This window comes from Olleya sp. R77988, from assembly GCF_044594215.1.
In the GTDB taxonomy this organism is placed as follows: Bacteria; Bacteroidota; Bacteroidia; order Flavobacteriales; family Flavobacteriaceae; genus Olleya.
Genome location: NZ_CP138988.1, coordinates 2,477,215 through 2,498,607, shown reverse-complemented (window position 1 = coordinate 2,498,607; position 21,393 = coordinate 2,477,215). Strand labels below are relative to the sequence as shown.

Below are 21,393 nucleotides of genomic sequence, written 5' to 3'. Positions count from 1 at the left end.
GCAAAAGTAATAAACAAATATATAAGTTTTACAAAAAAATTAATAAAATCGATGAAATACACAAATGAACAATATTTAGATTCGTAACACGCTCTAATTCAGTAAATTAAGTTTTAGTTGTAAAAACAAAAAAGCCATACTAACTATAGTATGGCTTTAAGTGAGCCCTAAAGGATTCGAACCTTTGACCGCCTCCTTAGAAGGGAGGTGCTCTATCCAGCTGAGCTAAGAGCCCTTAACTCTGAAAAGTCGGGGTGGCAGGATTCGAACCTGCGGCCTCCACGTCCCAAACGTGGCGCGATAACCGGGCTACGCTACACCCCGAATTTGATTATCTAAAAATTTTCTGGTAAGAAAATTAGCGGAGAGACAGGGATTCGAACCCTGGGTAAGTGTTTCCACCTACGACGATTTAGCAAACCGCTCCTTTCGGCCACTCAGGCACCTCTCCGATTGTTTAAGAACTTAGCAATAAATTGCGGATGCAAATGTAAGATTTCATCTTAAAGAACGCAACATTTTTATTTATTTTTTTTTAATTTTTATTCAGGGTATTCAATTCTTAAGTGGTAAATATTTGCAAGCTTGCGTTTTAGCACTTTTTTTATAGATTCAATTTCTTTAAATGTAATGTCTGCATTTAAGAATTGTCCATCGTCTTTCTGTTTATTTATAATATTTTCTACAAAATTATCAATTTTACTGGATGTTGGCTCTTTCAAACTTTTTGATGCAGCTTCTACGCTATCGCACATCATAAGTATTGCAGTTTCTTTACTAAAGGGTTTTGGACCTGGATATGTATAATCTTTAATGTCTACATCTACATTACTGGCTTTTTCTTTCATGTAAAAATAATAGACCTGACTTGTTCCATGATGAGTCCTTATAAAGTCAATAACTCTATCTGGCAAATTATACTTTTTTGCAATTTCAATTCCATCTAATACATGATTAATAATAATTTTGGCACTTTCTTTTGGAGATAATTCATCATGACTATTGATACCTGATGATTGATTTTCTGTAAAATAGGTCGGAGATTTCATCTTTCCTACATCATGATACAAAGCTCCTACTCTAGCTAACATTGCATTTGCATTAATTTCGTTTGCTGATGCTTCAGCTAAATTTGCTACGTTTAAAGAATGATGAAATGTACCTGGTGCTTTATTTGAAAGTTCTTTTAAAAGTTTAGAATTTGTATCAGATAACTCTAATAATGATACATCAGAAACTAATCCAAATAGTTTTTCATAAACATATATTAATGGTTGAACAAAAAGTGTTGCTAAACCACATAAAATAAATAACCCAAATGTTTCCCATTTTAAATTATCTATACTTGCTTCATGTATAACAAAAAATGCAAAATAAGCAACTATGTATACTAAAGTAATTTGACCAACTGATATGAATAGATTTGCACGTTTATAAAGCTCTGAAACTGTAAGAATGGTAACAATTCCTGCAATAATTTGAAGAAACATGTACTCATAACTATTTGGAACAATAGATCCCAATATTAATATTGTAATAACATGAGTAAATAAACCTAAACGCGCATCAAAAAAAGCTTTTAAAACTAAAGGTAATATTGCTATTGGAACTAAATAAACATATTCAGAATTATAATTAACTACTAAAGATGTAAGTAAGACCATTACTATAACATTAAAAAAGATAAATGTTACTTTTGTATTGTTTTTATATACGTCTTGTCTATATTTTCTAATAAATAAAAGCAACATTAAAAGTGCTAACGCAACTAATAATGTATATGCAAAAACAATCCAGTTATAGTTTGATTTACTCCATACTTGAGATTCATATTCTTTTGTTAGAGAATCTAATACTAGAAGATTAGTATCATTAACGACTTCTCCTTTAGATATTATTAATGTACCTTTATCTATAACTCCTCTATTTTCAGATACTTTTTCTAAGGATTCTTTTAAAACATTTTCAGTTAATGTTTTATTATATACTAAATCAGATTTTATAACATTTAAAATTAAAGCTGTTAGATTATCTGAATGTTGCAATAAATCTGTTCTGCTAAGTTCTTTATTAATGTTCTTTTTTATTGAGCCTAATTTTTGCAAAGCAGAATACTTTGTTGTTTTTTTTTCTACATTATTAACTAAAATAGAAATTTTGGCATCATCTTTTAGGCTTAAATCTTCACTTAAAATTCCATAATGATAAAGGTTATTTAAAATTGAAATTCCTTTAGATTTTATCCTGTTATAATCTACTAAAGTATCACTAAACTGTGTATTGAAACTTTTTTCAAAATCAAATTTAACTTTTGACTCAACATCATTTTCTTTATTAAAAAAATGACTGCTCTGTAAAGTTACTACAGACTTTTCTTTTGCTACGTCTATACTTGATTTTTTTATCGCAAAATTAAATGGAGCATACAGATTCTCGGTTTGCCAAGGTTTTCCTTTTTCAAAATCATATTTAAAACGACCACTTTTAGGAATAATAAAAACGATTAAAAAAGTAGTTGCTAAAAGCAATAATATTTTATAAAACTGTGAGTGGTTTTTATAAATAGTGTTAATATGGTCTTTCATATTTAAAAACTCGTGTTTTTCAAATGTAACAAATTATAATACTATTATTAACTTATAATAATAAGATTACTCCAAAATTTACTAAAAAATTAGTAATTTCGTTCTTTATTAAATTACAATAATTATGAGTAAAAAAGTTGTCATTGTATCTGCAGCCAGAACACCAATTGGTAGTTTTTTAGGCGCTTTAAGTACTGTTCCTGCTACAAAACTAGGTGCTATTGCTATAAAAGGGGCTTTAGAAAAAATAAACCTAAAACCAGAATTAGTACAAGAAGTATTAATGGGTAATGTTGTACAAGCAGGTACTGGTCAAGCTCCTGCAAGACAAGCTGCTATTTATGCAGGAATACCTGACACTGTGCCTTGTACTACTATTAATAAGGTTTGTGCTTCTGGGATGAAAACTGTTATGCAGGCAGCACAAAGTATAGCTTTAGGCGATGCAGATATTATAATAGCTGGTGGAATGGAAAACATGAGTATGATTCCTCATTACTTTCATGCTAGAACTGGTACAAAATTTGGACCAGGTACATTAATTGATGGTTTACAAAAAGACGGTTTAGTTGATGCTTATGACCAAAACGCAATGGGTGTTTGTGCAGATGCTTGTGCTACTGAATATAATTTTTCAAGAGAAGATCAAGACGCTTTTGCTATACAAAGTTATAACCGATCTGAATTAGCATGGAAAGAAGGGAAATTTAATAATGAAGTCGTTCCTGTTGAAGTCCCTCAAAGAAGAGGAGAGCCTAAAATTGTAAGTCAAGATGAAGAATTTACTAATGTAAGAATGGAAAAAATACCAAGTTTACGTCCTGCTTTTTCTAAAGATGGAACTGTGACTGCTGCAAATGCATCTACAATTAATGATGGTGCTGGTGCAATGGTATTAATGAGTGAAGAAAAAGCAAAAGAATTAGGGTTAAAACCACTAGCAACTATAAAAAGTTATGCAGATGCTGCACAAGACCCTAAATGGTTTACAACAGCACCTGCAAAAGCACTTCCTTTAGCAATTGAAAAAGCTGGTATTACATTAAACGATGTTGATTTTTTTGAATTTAATGAAGCTTTTTCTGTAGTAGGATTAGCAAACATGAAAATATTAGGCCTAAACGATTCTAATGTAAATGTAAATGGAGGTGCAGTATTGTTAGGACACCCACTTGGCTGTTCTGGTGTAAGAATATTAATTACATTACTTAATGTTTTAGAACAAAATAATGCAAAAATTGGTGCTGCAGCTATCTGTAATGGTGGTGGTGGTGCATCTGCGTTAATTATTGAACGTCACTAAAAAATACTAATGCAATTCGGAGTTTGTAATTTAAGTATAGTCCCTTTAAGACTTGAAGCATCTGATACTAGCGAGTTAGTTTCGCAAGTCCTATATGGTGATTTATTTAAAGTTTTAGAAAGACGTAAACAATGGTGCAAAATCAGGTTAGCTTTTGATAAATATGAAGGTTGGATAGATCATAAGCAGTATCTTGAAATTACTGAAGAATATTACAAAGAAGCTAATTTACAACCTCTTAAATTATCCACAGATTTAGTAGAGTTCATTGAAGATGAAAACAAACAGTTAAATACAATTGTCCTAGGATCTACATTAAACAGTTTAGAGTTATTAAATCATGCATACGAAGGTTTGTTAATCGATAGCAAAAAACCAAAAACAGATATAATTTCTACAGCGTTTAAATATTTAAACGCACCATATCTTTGGGGTGGTAAAACACCTTTTGGCATAGATTGTAGTGGTTTTACTCAAATGGTTTATAAGCTTTGTGGTTATAGATTATTACGTGATGCATCACAGCAAGCTACACAAGGTGAAGCTTTAAGTTTTATTGAAGAAAGTGAGCCTGGAGACTTAGCATTTTTTGATAATAGCGAAGGAAATATTATTCACGTAGGTATTATAATGCAAGACAATTACATTATTCATGCACATGGTAAAGTAAGAATTGATAGATTAGATCATACTGGTATTTATAATGCAGAAAGTAGAATGCATACACACAAACTGCGAGTAATTAAGAAAATCATTTAAATAAAAAAGCCTTCAATTTGAAGGCTTTTTTATTATAGTAATACCAAAAGAGTGTACTAATTATATTTTTCTCTTAAAGCTTTTGCTTTTGCATCTTCTCCAATAGCACTATATATATTGGCAAGAGTAATAGCAACTTCTCTACTCTCTTTTAGCTTAATAACTTTTTCTAAATATGGGATAGCTTCATTATATAAGTTTGAACGTTTAGATTTTAACTCATCATACTTTCTGTTATCTGCAGCAGAAGTACCTAAATTATTCATTCTATCTACTAGACCTTGTTCTTCACTCAAAACTAAAGCAGCAAGATTAGTTAATGTATTAACGTTTTCAGGATTAATACTTAAAGATTTTGTATAAAATTCTTTTGCTTTTATTTTGTTGCCAGCATCATTAGCTAAAACTGCTAGATTATATAATAAATCTGAATTATTAGGGTCTTTTTGTAAAGCTAAATTAATAAGCTCTTCATACTTAGCATTATTACCTAATTTATAGTGCAAATTTGCTTCACTAACCAATAAATTTGAGTCTTCAGGGTTTGCATCTCTTGCTTCCTTCATAGCTGCTAAAGCCTTATCATTTTCCCCTTTACTTGCGTAGATTAAAGCTATGTTTTTTGTTATCTCAGCAGTTTTAGATTCTGTAATTCTCTCTCCTGGATTTTCATGAGTACCAATTTTAATATAATTATCTCTTGTATTTTTTGCTAATACCTCTTCTTGTCCATTTGCTTTATTAGTTGCAAAATATTCTGTAGCCACTCCAGTATAACCAAGGTCTTTAAGTTGAAGGTAATATTTTAAAGCTCCATCCATATCTTGATCATTAATGGCACTTACAGCTGCATAATAAAGGTATGCTTGATCTTTTTTTGTTACGTTATACAAGTTTTCAAAAGCAATTGCTGCTTTGCCAAAATCTTTTGAAGTATATAAATCGTTAGCCTTAGTTATTAAATCACTTTCAATATCACGTTTAAGCTGAGCAACCTCAACAGGAGCTTTATCTCCAAAATTTGATAATAACTCTCTTACTTTAGCAATATCTTGACTAGTATTAGATCCATTAGCAAAATATGCTTTAGCTGCATTTAAATAATATTTATTCTTCAATTTGTCATCCATAGATCCAACCATAGACTCTAATTGACCTACTAAATTTTTTGCTTCAGCATAGTTATTACTTTTCACTGCTTTTTCTAAAGCTTTAATTTCTTTTTTCTGTGCAAAAGAAAATACAGTTACAAATAACGCTATTGCAAGTATTAATTGTTTTTTCATTTTTAGTTTTTTTAATTGTTAATGTTATTCTTCTTCAGTAATATCAAGAGTTGTGCCAGCTTCATTATCACTAACAGCTTCAGTAGTTTCAGGAACTATTACATTTCCATCTTCATCCAATTCTACTTCGTCTTCATCTTGCATTACTTTTGCAACTGCTGCAATAGAATCATTTCCTTTTAAATTTATAAGTTTAACTCCTTGAGTAGCTCTTCCCATTACTCTTAAATCTTTTACTGCCATTCTAATTGCAATTCCCGATTTATTTATAATCATTAAGTCATCTGTATCAGTTACATTTTTAATTGCGACTAAGTTTCCTGTTTTTTCTGTAATAGAAATTGTTTTAACTCCTTTTCCACCACGATTAGTAATTCTATAGTCTTCTAAACTAGAACGTTTACCATAACCATTTTCTGAAACTACAAGAATATTACTTTCCATATCGTTTACAGCGATCATACCAACAACTTCGTCTGTTTTTTCGTCTTGTAATCTAATACCTCTAACTCCAGAAGCATTTCGTCCCATTGGTCTTGTTTTAGCTTCTTCAAATCTAATTGCTTTACCAGATTTAAGTGCTAACATCACTTGACTTTCTCCTGTTGTAAGTTTAGCTTCTAATAACTCATCTCCATCTTTAATAGTAATTGCATTAATACCATTAGTTCTAGGCCTAGAATACTGTTCTAAAGAGGTCTTTTTTACTTGACCTTTTTTAGTTGCCATTATTACAAAATTACTATTTATGTAATCTTCGTCTTTTAAATCTTGAGTACATATAAATGCCATAACTTTGTCATCTTGCTCAATATTTATAAGGTTTTGAATAGCTCTTCCTTTTGAAGTTTTACTTCCTTCAGGAATCTCGTAAACACGCATCCAGAAACATTTACCTTTTTGTGTAAAAAATAACATGTACTGGTGATTGGTTCCTACAAATAAGTTTTCTAAGAAATCTTCATTACGTGTAGTTGATGCTTTTTGACCCACTCCACCTCTGTTTTGTGTTTTGTATTCTGTTAAAGATGTACGTTTAATATAACCAGCATGAGAAATAGTGATTACAACTTTTTCATCCGGAATCATATCTTCAATACTTAAATCTCCTCCAGCATATTCTATTACAGATCGACGTTCATCTCCATATTTATCTTTAATGACTTGCAATTCATCTTTAATGATTTGCATCCTACGATCTTTTTTGTCTAAGATATCTTTAAGATCGTCAATAGTTTTCATTATATCTTCATATTCAGCACGTAATTTATCTTGCTCTAATCCAGTTAGCTGTCTCAATCGCATTTCTACAATTGCTTTTGCTTGGATTTCTGAAAGTTTAAAACGCTCAATTAAATTAGTTCTTGCTTCATCAGCATTAGATGATGCTCTTATAATTTTAATAACTTCATCAATATTATCTGAAGCAATAATTAAACCTTCTAATATATGTGCACGCTCTTCTGCTTTACGTAACTCATAAGTTGTACGTCTAACAACAACTTCATGTCTATGTTCAACAAAATAATGTATTAATTCTTTTACATTTAATAACTGTGGTCGTCCATTTACTAATGCAATATTATTTACACTAAAAGAAGATTGTAAAGCAGTATATTTAAATAATTTGTTTAAAACTATATTAGGAATTGCATCACGTTTTAAAACGTAAACAATACGCATACCATTTCTGTCAGACTCATCACGAATTGTAGAAATACCTTCTAGCTTTTTATCGTTAACCAAATCTGCAGTTTTCTTGATCATGTCTGCTTTATTGACTTGGTAAGGGATTTCAGTAACAATTACACATTCACGTCCTTGTACTTCTTCAATTATAGCTTTTGCACGCATTACAATACGTCCTCTTCCAGTATGAAAAGCTTCTTTTACACCATCATAACCATAAATTGTTCCACCTGTTGGAAAATCTGGTGCTTTAATATGTGTAATAATTTCGTCAATTTCAATGTCAGGATTATCTATATAAGCCATAGTACCATCTACAACTTCAGATAAATTATGTGGTGGCATATTAGTTGCCATACCTACTGCAATACCTGATGCTCCATTTATTAATAAACCTGGTACACGTGTTGGTAAAACCGTAGGCTCTTCTAAAGTATCATCAAAATTTAATTTATGATCTACAGTTTCTTTATCGATATCTGCCAACATGTCTTCAGATATCTTACGCATACGTGCTTCTGTATAACGCATTGCAGCTGGACTATCTCCATCTACAGATCCAAAGTTACCTTGACCATCTACAAGCATGTAACGTAAACTCCATTCTTGAGCCATACGTACCATTGCATCATAAACAGATGTATCTCCATGTGGATGATACTTACCTAAAACCTCTCCTACTATTCTTGCTGATTTTTTATGTGCCGAATTGGCTCTAACACCAAGTTCATGCATACCGTAAAGTACACGTCTATGTACTGGTTTTAAACCGTCTCTTACATCTGGTAAAGCACGTGACACAATGACTGACATTGAATAATCAATGTAAGCCGATTTCATTTCATCTTCAATGTTAATTGGAATGACTTTTTCTCCTTCTGCCATATATAAATTTAATTAGTTTTATTCATTATTTCAAAACACGCTAATATATAACTTTCATTAGTAACAGTAAGACATTTAAGTCTGTTTTTTGGTGTTTTTTATTAACATTTTAGACTCGATTTTAGTTAATAACTCTATTGTGGATTATTTTGATTTTATCATTACATTCAAACCTCAAATAATTAACAAATTATTTAGGTATAGTTTTTGCCAATACTAATAATGTTTACTATTTTTAAAGCTGAAAGGAATAAATATATGGATGATAATTTTTCACCAAGAGTTAAGGATGTAATTGCTTATAGTAAAGAGGAAGCATTACGCTTAGGACATGATTTTATAGGTACTGAACACCTAATGCTTGGTTTATTAAGAGATGGAAACGGAAAAGCTATTAATATTTTAAATGCGTTGGCTATTGATTTAAATCATTTAAGACGTAAGGTTGAAATATTAAGTCCTGCTAATCCTAATACTACAATTACTTCTAACGAAAAGAAGAACTTGCATTTGACAAGACAAGCAGAACGCGCACTAAAAACAACGTTTTTAGAAGCTAAACTGTTTCAAAGTACGTCAATTAATACTGCACACTTATTATTGTGCATTTTAAGAAACGAAAACGATCCTACTACAAAACTTTTAAATAAGTTAAAAGTAGATTATGATAACGTAAAAGAACAATTTAAGTCTATGATAACAAACGACGATAATTTCGAAGATATTACTGGTTCTCCTAAAGCTGAATCATTTCAGGATGATCCTTCTGCAGAAGACGCTAGTTCTAAAGACATATTTAATACACCTGGAGCTAAAGGCAATAAAAAATCTAAAACTCCTGTTTTAGATAATTTTGGACGCGATCTTACAGCTATGGCTGAAGAAGGAAAACTAGATCCAGTAGTTGGTCGTGAAAAAGAAATTGAGCGTGTCTCACAAATTTTATCACGACGTAAAAAAAATAATCCACTATTAATTGGTGAGCCTGGAGTTGGTAAATCTGCAATTGCTGAAGGTTTAGCAAACAGAATTATTAGCAAAAAAGTGTCACGTATTTTATTTAACAAACGTGTGGTAACTTTAGATTTAGCAAGCTTAGTTGCTGGAACTAAATATAGAGGACAGTTTGAAGAGCGCATGAAAGCTGTTATGAATGAACTTGAAAAAAATGACGATGTCATTTTATTTATAGACGAGATTCATACAATTGTTGGAGCTGGTGGAGCAACAGGAAGCTTAGATGCTTCTAATATGTTTAAACCTGCTTTAGCAAGAGGAGAAATACAATGTATTGGTGCTACTACTTTAGATGAATACAGACAATATATTGAGAAAGATGGTGCTTTAGAGCGTCGTTTCCAGAAAGTAATTGTTGAACCTACTAGTGTAGAAGAAACAATTGAAATACTTAATAATATTAAAGGTAAATACGAAGAACATCATAATGTATCATATACAGACGATGCTATTGAAGCTTGTGTCAAGTTAACAAATCGTTATATGACAGAACGTTTTCTTCCAGACAAAGCTATTGATGCTTTAGATGAAGCAGGTTCTAGAGTACACATTACTAACATTAATGTACCAAAACAAATTATAGAATTAGAAAAACAGCTTGAAGAGGTTAGAGAAACTAAAAACTCGGTTGTTAAAAAGCAAAAATATGAAGAAGCAGCAAGATTGCGTGATGATGAAAAACGCATTGAAAAAGAACTTGCAATAGCACAAGAAAAATGGGAAGAAGACACTAAACAACATAAAGAAACAGTAACAGAAGACAATGTTGCTGATGTTGTATCGATGATGACAGGTGTTCCTGTAAATCGTATTGCACAAACAGAAAGCAATAAATTAGCGCAACTACCAGAACTTATTAAAGGAAAAGTTATTGGTCAAGATGAAGCGGTTGCAAAAGTTGTCAAAGCCATACAGCGTAATCGTGCTGGACTTAAAGATCCTAACAAACCAATTGGGTCATTTATATTTTTAGGACAAACAGGAGTTGGTAAAACGCAGTTAGCCAAGGTGTTGTCTAGACAATTGTTTGACAGCGAAGATTCTTTAGTTAGAATTGACATGAGTGAGTACATGGAAAAATTTGCTATTTCAAGATTAGTTGGAGCACCTCCAGGATATGTTGGATATGAAGAAGGTGGACAATTGACTGAAAAAGTTAGACGCAAACCTTACTGTGTTGTATTATTAGACGAAATAGAAAAAGCACATCCAGATGTATTTAATATGTTACTTCAAGTATTAGATGATGGTTATTTAACAGATAGTTTAGGTAGAAAAATCGACTTTAGAAATACCATAATTATTATGACTTCTAATATTGGAGCACGTAAATTAAAAGATTTTGGAACTGGAATTGGTTTTGGAACTGCCTCTCAAAAATCTCAGGAAGATGCTAATGCTAGAAGCGTAATACAAAATGCGCTTAAAAAGTCTTTTGCACCAGAATTTTTAAATAGAATTGACGATGTCGTAGTATTTAATGCACTTGAAAAAGAAGACATTAATAAAATTATTGATATTGAATTAGAAAAACTATTAAACAGAATTGATGGTCTAGGGTATACACTTAAACTAACAAAAGCTGCAAAAGAATATATTGCAGAAAAAGGTTTTGATAAGCAATATGGAGCACGTCCTTTAAAACGTGCCATTCAAAAATATGTTGAAGACGCTTTAGCTGAAGAAATTATTACTTCAAAATTACAAGATGGAGATAAAATAATAATGGATTTAGATAAGAAAACTGATGAGATTACTATTAAAATCGAAAAAGCTGAAAAGCCTACTGAGTCTTAAAAAACATTTATTTGTAAATTCAAAAAAGCTTCACTATATTATTAATGAAGCTTTTTTTATGAATTTTAGATTTTAAATCATGGATACAAAAACTACTTTATCTTTCTGTAACTTACTTGTTAAAGACAATATCCTTATAGCTGAGATTAACGAAGGAGTTATTTTAAATAAAGAGTTGTGTGATAAAATCATCTACTTTTCTACTGTTGCATTCAACACAGAACCTTTTGTGTATATTACAAATAGAATACACTCCTACTCTGTAGATCCAATTATTTATGAGGATGTTTCAAAAATCGAAAACCTTGTAGGTTTTGCTGTAGTGTCTAAAACATTATCTGCCAGAAATGCAGAAATAGAAAGTCTATTTTTAAACAAACCCTTAGAAATTTTTCGTGATTTAAATAAAGCTAAAAAATGGGCTAAAAAAATACTAAAACAATAAATTGTAATTTTTAAAATAACTCCTCAACATCTACACCTAAAGTTTGAATAAATTCAATAGACATTTCTATATCATCGTGTAATATTTCGTCTTCTTTTATAAAAGGTACTACTTGACGATAGCTAGTTAAAAATTGCTCAATAAAATCACTAGATTTTAAAGGTGTTCTAAACCCTAAAGCTTGAGAAGCATTAAATAACTCTATAGCCAAAACACGTTCTACATTATTAATTAAAGTATAAGCTTGTGTTGCTGCATTTGCTCCCATACTAACATGATCCTCTTGCCCATTACTTGACACAATACTATCTATACTAGCAGGAGTTGCTAATTGTTTATTAGCACTAACAATACTTGCAGCAGTATATTGAGGGATCATAAAACCAGAGTTTAAACCTGGATTATCTACCAAAAATGCAGGCAAACCACGTAATCCTGATACTAATTGAAACACACGTCTTTCAGAAATATTTCCTAGTTCTGCCATAGCTATTTTTAAATAATCTAAAGCTAAAGCTAAGGGTTGACCATGAAAATTTCCACCAGAAATAATTTCGTCTTCACTAGCAAATATATTTGGATTATCAGTTACAGCATTTATTTCTGTAACAAACGTTTTTTCTACAAAAGCTAGTGTGTCTTTTGTAGCTCCATGGACTTGTGGAATACATCTAAAACTATATGGATCTTGTACGTGTTGTTTTTTCTGAGCTATTATTTGACTTCCTTCTAAAAACGCTCTTACACGCTTAGCAGTTTTTAATTGTCCATTGTGTGGTCTAACTAAATGTATTAATTCATTAAATGGCTCTATCCTACCATCAAAAGCATCGATAGACACACTTCCAATTAAATCTGCTAAATAAGATAATTTATAAGATTTTAATAATAAATAAGTACCATAAGCACTCATAAACTGCGTACCATTTAATAAAGCAAGTCCTTCTTTAGATTGCATTGTAATGGGCTGCCAATTAAAATGTTTAAGCACTTCATCTGCCTCTAAAATAGCATCTTTAAAAAACACTTTTCCTTTACCTATTAAAGGCAAAGATAAATGTGCTAAAGGAGATAAATCTCCAGAAGCTCCAAGAGATCCTTGGGTATAGACTAATGGTAAAACATCGTTATTATAAAAATCAATTAAACGCTCTATTGTTTGAAGCTGAATTCCAGAATGTCCATAACTTAACGACTGAATTTTTAACAACAACATTAATTTAACTATTTCATTTGGAACCAAATCTCCTGTGCCACAAGCGTGTGACATCATTAGGTTTTCTTGTAATTTAGTTAAATTTTCATTACTTATTTTTACATTATATAAAGATCCAAAACCTGTGTTTATACCATAAATTGGTCGTGTTTCAGATTTTAATTTTTCATCTAAATAAGTTCTACACTTTTTTATCTTAGTTATAGATTCTTCAGATAATTTTAAAACTTTTTGCTCTAAAATTATATTTTGAATAGTTGCCAAATCTAATGGCTTTGATGAAATAAGATGTGTTTTAAGCATTTGATATTTTTATACCTCAAAAATCACCAATACTATAATAATATGCAAGTAATTGTTAATAATTAAGTAAAATCTTTAAAAGTAGTATTATTCTATTTATTTTTGAACTCAATAAAATCTATAAAAAATGAAAAAAATATTTATTTGTTTAGCAGCTCTATCCATTGTTGCTTGCAAAAAAGAAGCGCCTAAAGATTACGCGACATTTTCTGGTAAAATAGAAAATAAAAACAGTGACTCTTTATTTGTATATCAAGGAAGAACTTATAAAAAAACTATTAAAGTTAATGAAGACGGAACTTTTAGTGATACTTTAAAAGTAAAATCTGGAGTTTATGGTATTTATGATGGTAAAGAACAGACTAGTGTCTTTCTTGCAAATGATATGGATGTAAAAATGACTTTAGACACAAAAATGTTTGATGAGTCAGTAAAATTTTCTGGAAAAGGATCTGAAAAATCTAACTTTTTATCTGAAAAAGCAACTTTTGAAGAAAGTTTGATTGATATTGAAGCTTTAAAAAACTTAGATGAAAAAGGGTTAGATGCAAAAGTAGAAAGCTTAAAAACAGAAATGCTAGCGTTTTATGATAAAAATGCAGCTATAGACTCTACTTTAATCGCAGATTCTAAAAAAGGAGTAGAACCTATGCTTAAAGGTTTAAAAAATTATGTTTTAGGCGGAATTAAATTAAAACAACAATTGCCAGCTGGAACTGTATCTCCTATTTTTGAGAACTATGAAAACTTTAAAGGTGGTACTACATCTTTATCTGATTTAAAAGGTAAATATGTATATGTAGATGTTTGGGCAACTTGGTGTGAACCTTGTATTGGTGAGATACCTGCTTTACAAACTTTAGAGAAAGACTATGAAGGAAAAAACATTGCTTTTGTAAGTATATCTACAGATGAAGGAAGAGGTTACAGAGCTAATAGTAAAGAAGAATCTTTTAAATTAGCTAAAGAAGGTTGGAGAAAAATGATTACAGAAAAAGAAATGAGCGGAATCCAATTATTTTCTGACAAAGCGTTTAAATCTGATTTTGTTACAGGTTACAAAATTAACTCTATACCAAGATTTATTTTAATAGATCCTAATGGAAATATTGTTAATGCAGATGCACCAAGACCTTCTTATCCAAAAATTAAAGAGTACTTTAATTCTTTTGGAATCTAAGACTAGATATAATATTATATAAAAAAAGCGAACTAAATAGTTCGCTTTTTTTATGCTTTAATTTTCAGGATTTGCTTCACTTTCTTCTTCTACTTGAGGTGGTTCAGGTTGTTTAAATAAATCTAAAAAAGCCAAAGGTATGCCCTCAATAACATGACTTGCTAAAAGGCTTTGGTATCCTAAATCTTCAATTAATAAATCGGCAGATTTTCCGTGTAAATACACACCAAATAGCGTAGCTGCAATAGGCTCATAACCTTGCGCAATTAATCCAGTAATCATTCCTGTTAACACGTCTCCTGTCCCTGCTGTTGCTAATCCAGGGTTTCCTGTAGCATTTATAAATAATTTATCTGCATATACAGTTATAGTGTTTGCACCTTTAATAACAATGATACATTTATGTTTTTTAGAAAATGCTTTTGTCTTTTTTAATTTATCAAAATCGTCTTTCCATTTACCAACCAAACCTTCTAATTCTTTTGGATGTGGTGTTAAAACAGTATTTTCAGGTAATAGTTTTAATAACGTTTTTTTCTTAGCCAGAATGTTTATTCCATCTGCATCAATGACTAAAGGAATTGTGTTAGTTTTTAAAAAAGTTCCAAAAGCACTAACCGTTTTTGTGTCTACTCCTGCTCCAACTCCAAATGCAATAACATTAGGTTTAATATCAAATGCAATGGAAGTTAATTTTTCTTCATCTTTATCAGTAATAACCATAGCTTCCGGAAAGCTACTTTGCAAAGGTATATAGCCACATTTTGGAGTGTAAGCAGTTACTTTTCCTGCTCCAATAGACAATACAGCTTGTGATGCTAAAGTAACAGCTCCAATTTTTCCATAACTTCCTCCAATAACCAATGCATGACCAAAATCGCCTTTATGGCTAAATTTTTGTCTTGGTTTATAAATTGGAAGCACTTCGTTTTTTCCAATTAATTCAGTTTCAGTTGGTGTTGTATATAAATATTCTGGATCTATTCCTATATCCAAAACTTCCCATTGGTGTGTGTATTGAGCAGTTTCTGGTAAAAAGAATACTAGTTTTGGTGTTTGAAAACTTAGTGTATAACCTGCATTTACAACACATTCTTTATCTGTTGGTATTGCATCTGGATTTAAACCAGATGGTAAATCTATCGATAATACAAATGCTTTAGTAGCTCTAAAATGATTAAATAATTGTTTTACCCAATCTACAATTGGACGATTTAATCCAATTCCAAAAATAGCATCTACTATTATATCTCTTTCTTCAATAGCAGGAAACTCGCTTGCATCACTTAATAATATAGGCCAATCTTTGCTTGTACTTTTTATACGATCGTAATTAATTAAAAAATCTTTAGATCTGGTTTTACTACAATTTACAATATATGTTTTAACGTTATAACCATGTGTAATTAAATGTCTTGCAACAACTAAACCATCTCCTCCATTATTACCAATCCCACAAAACACATGTATAGGTACTTGGGCTCCTTGCATACGCATATGTAACCAATTAAAAATTTGGGTTCCTGCACGCTCCATTAAGTCTGTTGATGTAATTCCTTGTTTTTTAGAGGTTAAGGCATCACCTTCATAAATTTGTTCTTTCGAAAATATTTTCATTTTTAATAAAATATAGGCTATTAATTATCAATCTCATAAAAATTGACATTTGGTTTTTTTCCTAAAAGTAAAAGTAATACATTTGATATGTATAGCCACATAAAATGAAAAAAACACTTACAATTTTTACATCAATTATGACCATTACCCTTTTGGGTTAATCTATATATTCCTTCCGTTTAGGTAGTTTTAAAAACTACAAATCTTATCAAAAAATAGTATAATGAAAGTATTGAAATTTGGAGGTACCTCTGTAGGTTCGGCTCAAAACATAAAAAAAGTAATAGACATTTTAAAACAAGAATCTCAAACTAGTACACTAGTTTGTGTTGTGTCTGCTGTAGGAGGTGTTACAGATAAATTATTAGAAGCTGGAGCTTTAGCTAAAGCTAAAAACAAAGCCTATTTAACAGTCTTTAATGACATTAAAACTAAACATTTTGATATTATTAAAACCTTAGCACCAAACTCTAAAACTATAATTGCAGAAGTAGAAACAAAATTTGAAGACCTAGAACAATTATTAAATGGTATTTATTTAATTAACGAGCTATCTCCAAAAACGTCTGATAAACTAGTTAGTTTTGGAGAATTATTATCGTCTTTTATTATTGCAAAAACAATGGAAGACCTTAATTTAAATACTATTTTAAAAAATAGTCAAGAGTTAATTGTAACGGATTCTAATTTTACTAAAGCAGAAGTAAATTATAACATCACTAATAAAAATATAACCGACTATTTTAATAAAGCAAACCAGCAAATTACAATATTACCAGGTTTTGTATCAAAATCTCAAGATGGAGATATTACAACTTTAGGTCGTGGTGGATCAGATTTTACTGCAGCTATTATTGCAGCTGCTTTAAAAGTGGAACGTTTAGAGATTTGGACTGATGTTAGTGGTATGTATACTACAAACCCTAAGTTAGTAAAACAAGCCTATCCAATAGCAAACTTATCGTATCAAGAAGCTATGGAATTGTCTCATTTTGGAGCAAAAGTGTTATATCCACCAACTGTACAACCTGTTTTGGATTTAAAGATTCCTATTCATATAAAAAACACAATGCAACCAGAAGCTGTAGGGACTACTATTTCTAATCAAAATAATGGTACTAATTTAACAGTTAAAGGAATTAGTCATATAAATGATGTTGCACTTTTAACATTAGAAGGAAGTGGAATGGTTGGTATACCAGGATTTTCTAAACGTTTGTTTGAAACTTTAGCCAACGAGAAAGTTAATATCATTTTTATAACACAAGCATCGTCAGAACATTCAATCTGTTTTGGAATAGATCAAGATAATGCTAGTAAAGCTGAAACTGCTATAAATACTGCTTTTGAATACGAAATCTCCTTAAATAAAATTAATCCAATAATTATTGAAAAAGACTTATCAATTATTGCTTTAATTGGTGATAATATGAAAAGTCACCAAGGTATTAGCGGAAAACTATTTAGCACTTTAGGAAAAAATAATATTAATGTTAGAGCTATTGCACAAGGTGCATCAGAAAAAAATATCTCTGCAGTTATTAATGAAGCAGATGTTAGCAAAGCTTTAAATAGTTTACACGAACGTTTTTTTGAAGTCAATACAAAACAGCTAAATGTATTTATTACTGGAATTGGTAATGTTGGCGAAAAATTAATTGATCAGATACAACAACAACATGCTTTTTTAAAGAAAAATCTAAAACTAGAGGTCAAAATTGTTGGAATGGCTAATTCCCGAAAAATGATTTTTGATCCTAATGGAATCGATTTAAATAATTGGGCAGCTCAGTTTCATCACGCAGATCCATCAAGTATTGATGGGTTTTATAATAAAGTAATAGAACTAAATTTAAGAAACAGCATTTTTGTAGATGTTACAGCAAATAGTGATGTTGCAGCAGTTTATGAAAACTATTTAAAACAAAGCGTTGCTGTAGTGGCTTGTAATAAAATTGCATGTTCAGACAAATATTCTAATTATAAAAACCTACAAGATTTATCGCTAAAATATAATGCACCTTTTTTATACGAAACTAATGTTGGTGCAGGTTTACCAATTATTAATACACTAAATAATTTAGTAGCATCTGGAGATAAAGTTATTAGTATTCAAGCAGTGTTATCTGGAAGTTTAAACTTTGTATTTAATAACTTTAGCGATAAAAAGAATTTTCATGATACTGTAAAACAAGCACAATTTGAAGGATACACAGAACCAGATCCACGTATAGATTTAAGCGGAATTGATGTCGCTAGAAAAATATTAATATTAGCTAGAGAAAATGGCTTAGCAATGGAAATAGAAGATATTGTAAACGATCCTTTTTTAACCAAAGCTAATTTAGAAAGTGACTCTGTAGACGATTTTTATGAGACATTAGTTAATGACGAAGCTCATTTTCAAAAACTTTATGCTTCTGCAAAAGCAAATAATTGCCAATTAAAATATGTAGCAGAATATAAAAACGGTAAAGCTAAAGTTGGATTACAAGAAGTCCCTGTTGGACACCCTTTTTACAATCTAGAAGGAAAAGATAATATTGTTATGTTTTACACACAACGTTATCCAGAACAACCTTTAATAGTTAAAGGTGCAGGAGCTGGAGCAGATGTTACAGCATCAGGATTATTTGCAGATATTATCAGAATTGGTAATAAATAAATTCATAGAATTGAACATTGAAATGCAGAAATAATGAACGTAGGAATGTAGATGCAACGCGTAGCGTTAAGCACGTAATTCCGAAAGAGAATGATGCTTTAACAATTTCCTAATTTCAATATGATTTTTTGGTTCGTTTTGTATCAAGACAAAATGAATGAAATAAAAAAAACAAATGAATCAAATAAAAATATTTTCGCCAGCAACAGTTGCAAACGTCTCATGTGGATTTGATGTATTAGGATTTTGCCTAGACAACATTGGTGATGAGATGGTGATTACAAAAACTGAAGAAAAAGGTATTAGAATCACCAAAATTATTGGTGCAGACTTACCTTTTGAAGCAGAAAAAAACGTGGCTAGCGTTTCGGCTTTAGCCTTATATAATCACGCAAATCCAGATTGTGGTTTTGATATCGAAATCTATAAAAACATAAAACCTGGAAGCGGAATTGGTAGTAGTTCTGCAAGCGCATCTGGTAGTGTGTTTGCTATAAACGAGCTGTTAGGCAGACCATATAACGCTTTACAGTTGTCTGAGTTTGCAATGAAAGGTGAAGCTATTGCAAGTGGTTGCGAGCATGCAGATAATATTGCTCCTGGGATTTTTGGTGGTTTTACGTTAGTAAAAAATGCTAATCCATTACAAATTTTACCATTACCAACACCATCCAATTTGTATGCAGTAATTATTCATCCACAGATTGAAATAAAAACATCAGAATCTCGTGCAATTTTACCTAAACAAATAGAGTTAAAAAACGCGATTACACAATGGGCAAATGTTGGTAGTTTTGTACACGCATTACATACTAACGATTATCAATTATTAAGCGATTCGCTTAATGATGTTGTGATAGAGCCTTATAGAAGTCAGCTTATTCCATATTTTAATAAGGTTAAAGACAATGCATTAAAAGCAGGCGCTTTAGGTGCAGGAATTTCTGGTTCTGGTCCTTCAATTTTTGCGTTGTGCCAAGGTATAGACACTGCTAATAAGGTAGAACAAGCTATAACAGAAGTATACGCTAAAACAGATATTAGTTTTAATACTTACGTTTCTAAAATTAATACAGAAGGAATTAGAATAGTGAATAGTGAATAGTGAATAGTGAATAGTGAATAGTGAATAGTGAATAGTGAATAGTGAATAGTGAAAAATGTCATTCTGAACAAAGTGAAGAATCTCAAATAACCAAATCAACAAAAAACAAATAAACACATATACTAGTAATGAATTATTACAGTCTAAATAAAAAAGCACCAAATACTACCTTTAAAGATGCAGTTATAAAAGGATTAGCTCCAGATAAAGGGTTATACTTTCCGGAAACTATTACACCTTTACCAGCTTCATTTTTCGAAAACATTGATAATTTAAGTCATAATGAGATTGCTTTTCAAGCACTACAGCAGTTTGTATCACCAGATATACCTAAAGCGGTTTTAAAAACAATTATTGAAGATACATTATCTTTTGATTTTCCTGTGGTACAGTTTAACGATAGTATTTCTACTTTAGAGTTGTTTCATGGTCCAACTATGGCTTTTAAAGATGTTGGTGGACGTTTTATGGCAAGATGTTTAGGCTATTTTAATCAAGATAACACTAACGAAGTAACTGTTTTAGTTGCCACTTCTGGAGATACTGGAGGAGCAGTTGCTAGTGGTTTTTTAGGCGTAAAAGGTGTTAACGTTGTCATTTTATATCCTTCAGGAAAAGTAAGTGATATCCAAGAAATGCAACTAACAACCTTAGGTCAAAATATTAGAGCGTTAGAAGTCGATGGTGTTTTTGACGATTGCCAAGACATGGTAAAACGTGCTTTTTTAGATGAAACGATAACCTCTAAAATACAATTAACCTCTGCAAATTCTATTAACGTAGCACGTTGGATACCACAACTACTCTACTTTATATTTGCTTATAAGCAATTGCACAAAAAGCACAAAGACATTGTGTTTTCTGTACCAAGCGGAAACTTTGGCAATGTGTGTGCAGGAATGATGGCACAACAATTAGGTTTACCAGTTAAGCATTTTATTGCATCAAACAACCAAAACAATGTGGTTACAGAATATTTAAAAACAGAATTATACAATCCAAAACCATCTGTACAAACCATTAGTAATGCAATGGATGTTGGTAATCCAAGTAATTTTATACGTATCCAAGAAATCTATAAAAATAACTTTGATAGTTTAAAAGACAACTTGTCTTCTTATAGTTTTACAGATCAAGACACTAAAGTAGCTTTAAAAGAAATCCATGACCAATATAACTACGTTGCAGATCCACATGGAGCTGTTGGTTATTTAGGTAGTAAAGCTTACTTAAAAGACCATCCAAATGCACATTGCGTGTTTTTAGAAACTGCACATCCAACTAAGTTTTTAGATGTTGTAGAAGACGTTATTAAAGAAAAACAACCCTTACCACCACAAATTCAGGCAGTAATGGGAGGACAAAAGGTAGCCACAAAGATTAATAATTATGAAGGTTTAAAAGGATTTTTGTTGGATTAATATCTTAGTTTTAAATAAAGTATTCTTATCAATTACAATAATTGCAAAACTTGACTTTGTCATTTTTTTAAGCTAACTTCGAATTTAAACTAACTACTGATATAAATCATTAAAACGATG

The 21,393-nt window shown here is 30.8% G+C and carries 13 protein-coding genes and 3 tRNA genes; 8 read left to right on the top strand and 8 right to left on the bottom strand.

Annotated elements, in window-relative coordinates; translation table 11 throughout:
- Positions 1-161: 161 nt before the first annotated feature.
- The 4 genes from SJY17_RS11340 to SJY17_RS11325 all read right to left on the bottom strand — a co-directional run bounded on the left by SJY17_RS11340 (position 162) and on the right by SJY17_RS11325 (position 2,585).
- Positions 162-235: transfer RNA gene (locus SJY17_RS11340), tRNA-Arg, on the bottom strand.
- Between the two features lie 14 nt (positions 236-249).
- Positions 250-324, bottom strand: a tRNA-Pro gene (locus SJY17_RS11335).
- A gap of 38 nt (positions 325-362) precedes the next feature.
- Positions 363-451: transfer RNA gene (locus tag SJY17_RS11330), tRNA-Ser, on the bottom strand.
- A 91-nt stretch (positions 452-542) separates the two neighbouring features.
- Positions 543-2,585 carry an HD family phosphohydrolase gene (locus SJY17_RS11325; RefSeq protein ID WP_397362669.1) on the bottom strand — a complete coding sequence of 681 codons (2,043 nt, stop codon included), beginning with the start codon at positions 2,583-2,585 and terminating at the stop codon, positions 543-545.
- A gap of 124 nt (positions 2,586-2,709) precedes the next feature.
- Between SJY17_RS11325 and SJY17_RS11320 the strand changes: the two genes are divergently transcribed.
- Both SJY17_RS11320 and SJY17_RS11315 read left to right on the top strand, forming a co-directional pair.
- Positions 2,710-3,888, top strand: a complete 1,179-nt coding sequence (locus SJY17_RS11320) for an acetyl-CoA C-acyltransferase (protein WP_397362668.1) — start codon at positions 2,710-2,712, stop codon at positions 3,886-3,888.
- A gap of 9 nt (positions 3,889-3,897) precedes the next feature.
- Positions 3,898-4,647 (top strand): NlpC/P60 family protein, encoded by a 750-nt coding sequence (locus SJY17_RS11315; RefSeq protein ID WP_397362667.1) that lies wholly within the window; start codon positions 3,898-3,900, stop codon positions 4,645-4,647.
- A gap of 56 nt (positions 4,648-4,703) precedes the next feature.
- Here SJY17_RS11315 and SJY17_RS11310 read toward each other — a convergent pair whose 3' ends face one another.
- Together SJY17_RS11310 and gyrA are read right to left on the bottom strand one after the other, a co-directional pair.
- Positions 4,704-5,933 carry a tetratricopeptide repeat protein gene (locus tag SJY17_RS11310; protein WP_397362666.1) on the bottom strand — a complete coding sequence of 410 codons (1,230 nt, stop codon included), beginning with the start codon at positions 5,931-5,933 and terminating at the stop codon, positions 4,704-4,706.
- Between the two features lie 24 nt (positions 5,934-5,957).
- A complete protein-coding gene (gyrA, locus tag SJY17_RS11305) occupies positions 5,958-8,507 on the bottom strand; it encodes a DNA gyrase subunit A (RefSeq protein ID WP_397362665.1) in 2,550 nt (849 codons plus the stop codon).
- 258 nt (positions 8,508-8,765) lie between these two features.
- On the opposite strand from gyrA, the gene SJY17_RS11300 reads away from it, so the two are divergent.
- Positions 8,766-11,321 carry an ATP-dependent Clp protease ATP-binding subunit gene (locus SJY17_RS11300; protein ID WP_397364876.1) on the top strand — a complete coding sequence of 852 codons (2,556 nt, stop codon included), beginning with the start codon at positions 8,766-8,768 and terminating at the stop codon, positions 11,319-11,321.
- Between the two features lie 79 nt (positions 11,322-11,400).
- On the top strand, positions 11,401-11,766 hold the full coding sequence (locus SJY17_RS11295) for a hypothetical protein (RefSeq protein ID WP_397362664.1): 366 nt from the start codon (positions 11,401-11,403) through the stop codon (positions 11,764-11,766).
- A gap of 10 nt (positions 11,767-11,776) precedes the next feature.
- On the opposite strand, the gene hutH is transcribed toward SJY17_RS11295, so the two are convergent.
- Positions 11,777-13,285: a histidine ammonia-lyase gene (gene hutH / locus SJY17_RS11290; RefSeq protein ID WP_397362663.1), complete on the bottom strand. Its 1,509-nt coding sequence runs from the start codon at positions 13,283-13,285 to the stop codon at positions 11,777-11,779.
- A 127-nt stretch (positions 13,286-13,412) separates the two neighbouring features.
- Between hutH and SJY17_RS11285 the strand changes: the two genes are divergently transcribed.
- Complete coding sequence (locus SJY17_RS11285) at positions 13,413-14,465, top strand: TlpA family protein disulfide reductase (protein WP_397362662.1); 1,053 nt, start codon at positions 13,413-13,415, stop codon at positions 14,463-14,465.
- A 57-nt stretch (positions 14,466-14,522) separates the two neighbouring features.
- Here the strand turns inward: SJY17_RS11285 and SJY17_RS11280 are convergent, their stop codons facing one another.
- Positions 14,523-16,082, bottom strand: a complete 1,560-nt coding sequence (locus SJY17_RS11280; protein ID WP_397362661.1) for an NAD(P)H-hydrate dehydratase — start codon at positions 16,080-16,082, stop codon at positions 14,523-14,525.
- A gap of 223 nt (positions 16,083-16,305) precedes the next feature.
- Here SJY17_RS11280 and thrA point away from each other — a divergent pair, with 223 nt between their 5' ends.
- The 3 genes from thrA to thrC all read left to right on the top strand — a co-directional run bounded on the left by thrA (position 16,306) and on the right by thrC (position 21,273).
- Positions 16,306-18,747, top strand: a complete 2,442-nt coding sequence (gene thrA / locus SJY17_RS11275; protein ID WP_397362660.1) for a bifunctional aspartate kinase/homoserine dehydrogenase I — start codon at positions 16,306-16,308, stop codon at positions 18,745-18,747.
- A gap of 175 nt (positions 18,748-18,922) precedes the next feature.
- Positions 18,923-19,852 (top strand): homoserine kinase, encoded by a 930-nt coding sequence (locus SJY17_RS11270; protein WP_397362659.1) that lies wholly within the window; start codon positions 18,923-18,925, stop codon positions 19,850-19,852.
- A gap of 128 nt (positions 19,853-19,980) precedes the next feature.
- A complete protein-coding gene (thrC, locus tag SJY17_RS11265) occupies positions 19,981-21,273 on the top strand; it encodes a threonine synthase (RefSeq protein ID WP_397362658.1) in 1,293 nt (430 codons plus the stop codon).
- The last annotated feature ends 120 nt before the right edge of the window (positions 21,274-21,393 follow it).

Bases quoted from the DNA above. Each gene is read 5' to 3' on its own strand.
- SJY17_RS11325 (WP_397362669.1), bottom strand. From the start codon at position 2,585: ATGAAAGACCATATTAACACTATTTATAAAAACCACTCACAGTTTTAT.
- SJY17_RS11320 (WP_397362668.1), top strand. From the start codon at position 2,710: ATGAGTAAAAAAGTTGTCATTGTATCTGCAGCCAGAACACCAATTGGT.
- SJY17_RS11315 (WP_397362667.1), top strand. From the start codon at position 3,898: ATGCAATTCGGAGTTTGTAATTTAAGTATAGTCCCTTTAAGACTTGAA.
- SJY17_RS11310 (WP_397362666.1), bottom strand. From the start codon at position 5,933: ATGAAAAAACAATTAATACTTGCAATAGCGTTATTTGTAACTGTATTT.
- gyrA (WP_397362665.1), bottom strand. From the start codon at position 8,507: ATGGCAGAAGGAGAAAAAGTCATTCCAATTAACATTGAAGATGAAATG.
- SJY17_RS11300 (WP_397364876.1), top strand. From the start codon at position 8,766: ATGGATGATAATTTTTCACCAAGAGTTAAGGATGTAATTGCTTATAGT.
- SJY17_RS11295 (WP_397362664.1), top strand. From the start codon at position 11,401: ATGGATACAAAAACTACTTTATCTTTCTGTAACTTACTTGTTAAAGAC.
- hutH (WP_397362663.1), bottom strand. From the start codon at position 13,285: ATGCTTAAAACACATCTTATTTCATCAAAGCCATTAGATTTGGCAACT.
- SJY17_RS11285 (WP_397362662.1), top strand. From the start codon at position 13,413: ATGAAAAAAATATTTATTTGTTTAGCAGCTCTATCCATTGTTGCTTGC.
- SJY17_RS11280 (WP_397362661.1), bottom strand. From the start codon at position 16,082: ATGAAAATATTTTCGAAAGAACAAATTTATGAAGGTGATGCCTTAACC.
- thrA (WP_397362660.1), top strand. From the start codon at position 16,306: ATGAAAGTATTGAAATTTGGAGGTACCTCTGTAGGTTCGGCTCAAAAC.
- SJY17_RS11270 (WP_397362659.1), top strand. From the start codon at position 18,923: ATGAATCAAATAAAAATATTTTCGCCAGCAACAGTTGCAAACGTCTCA.
- thrC (WP_397362658.1), top strand. From the start codon at position 19,981: ATGAATTATTACAGTCTAAATAAAAAAGCACCAAATACTACCTTTAAA.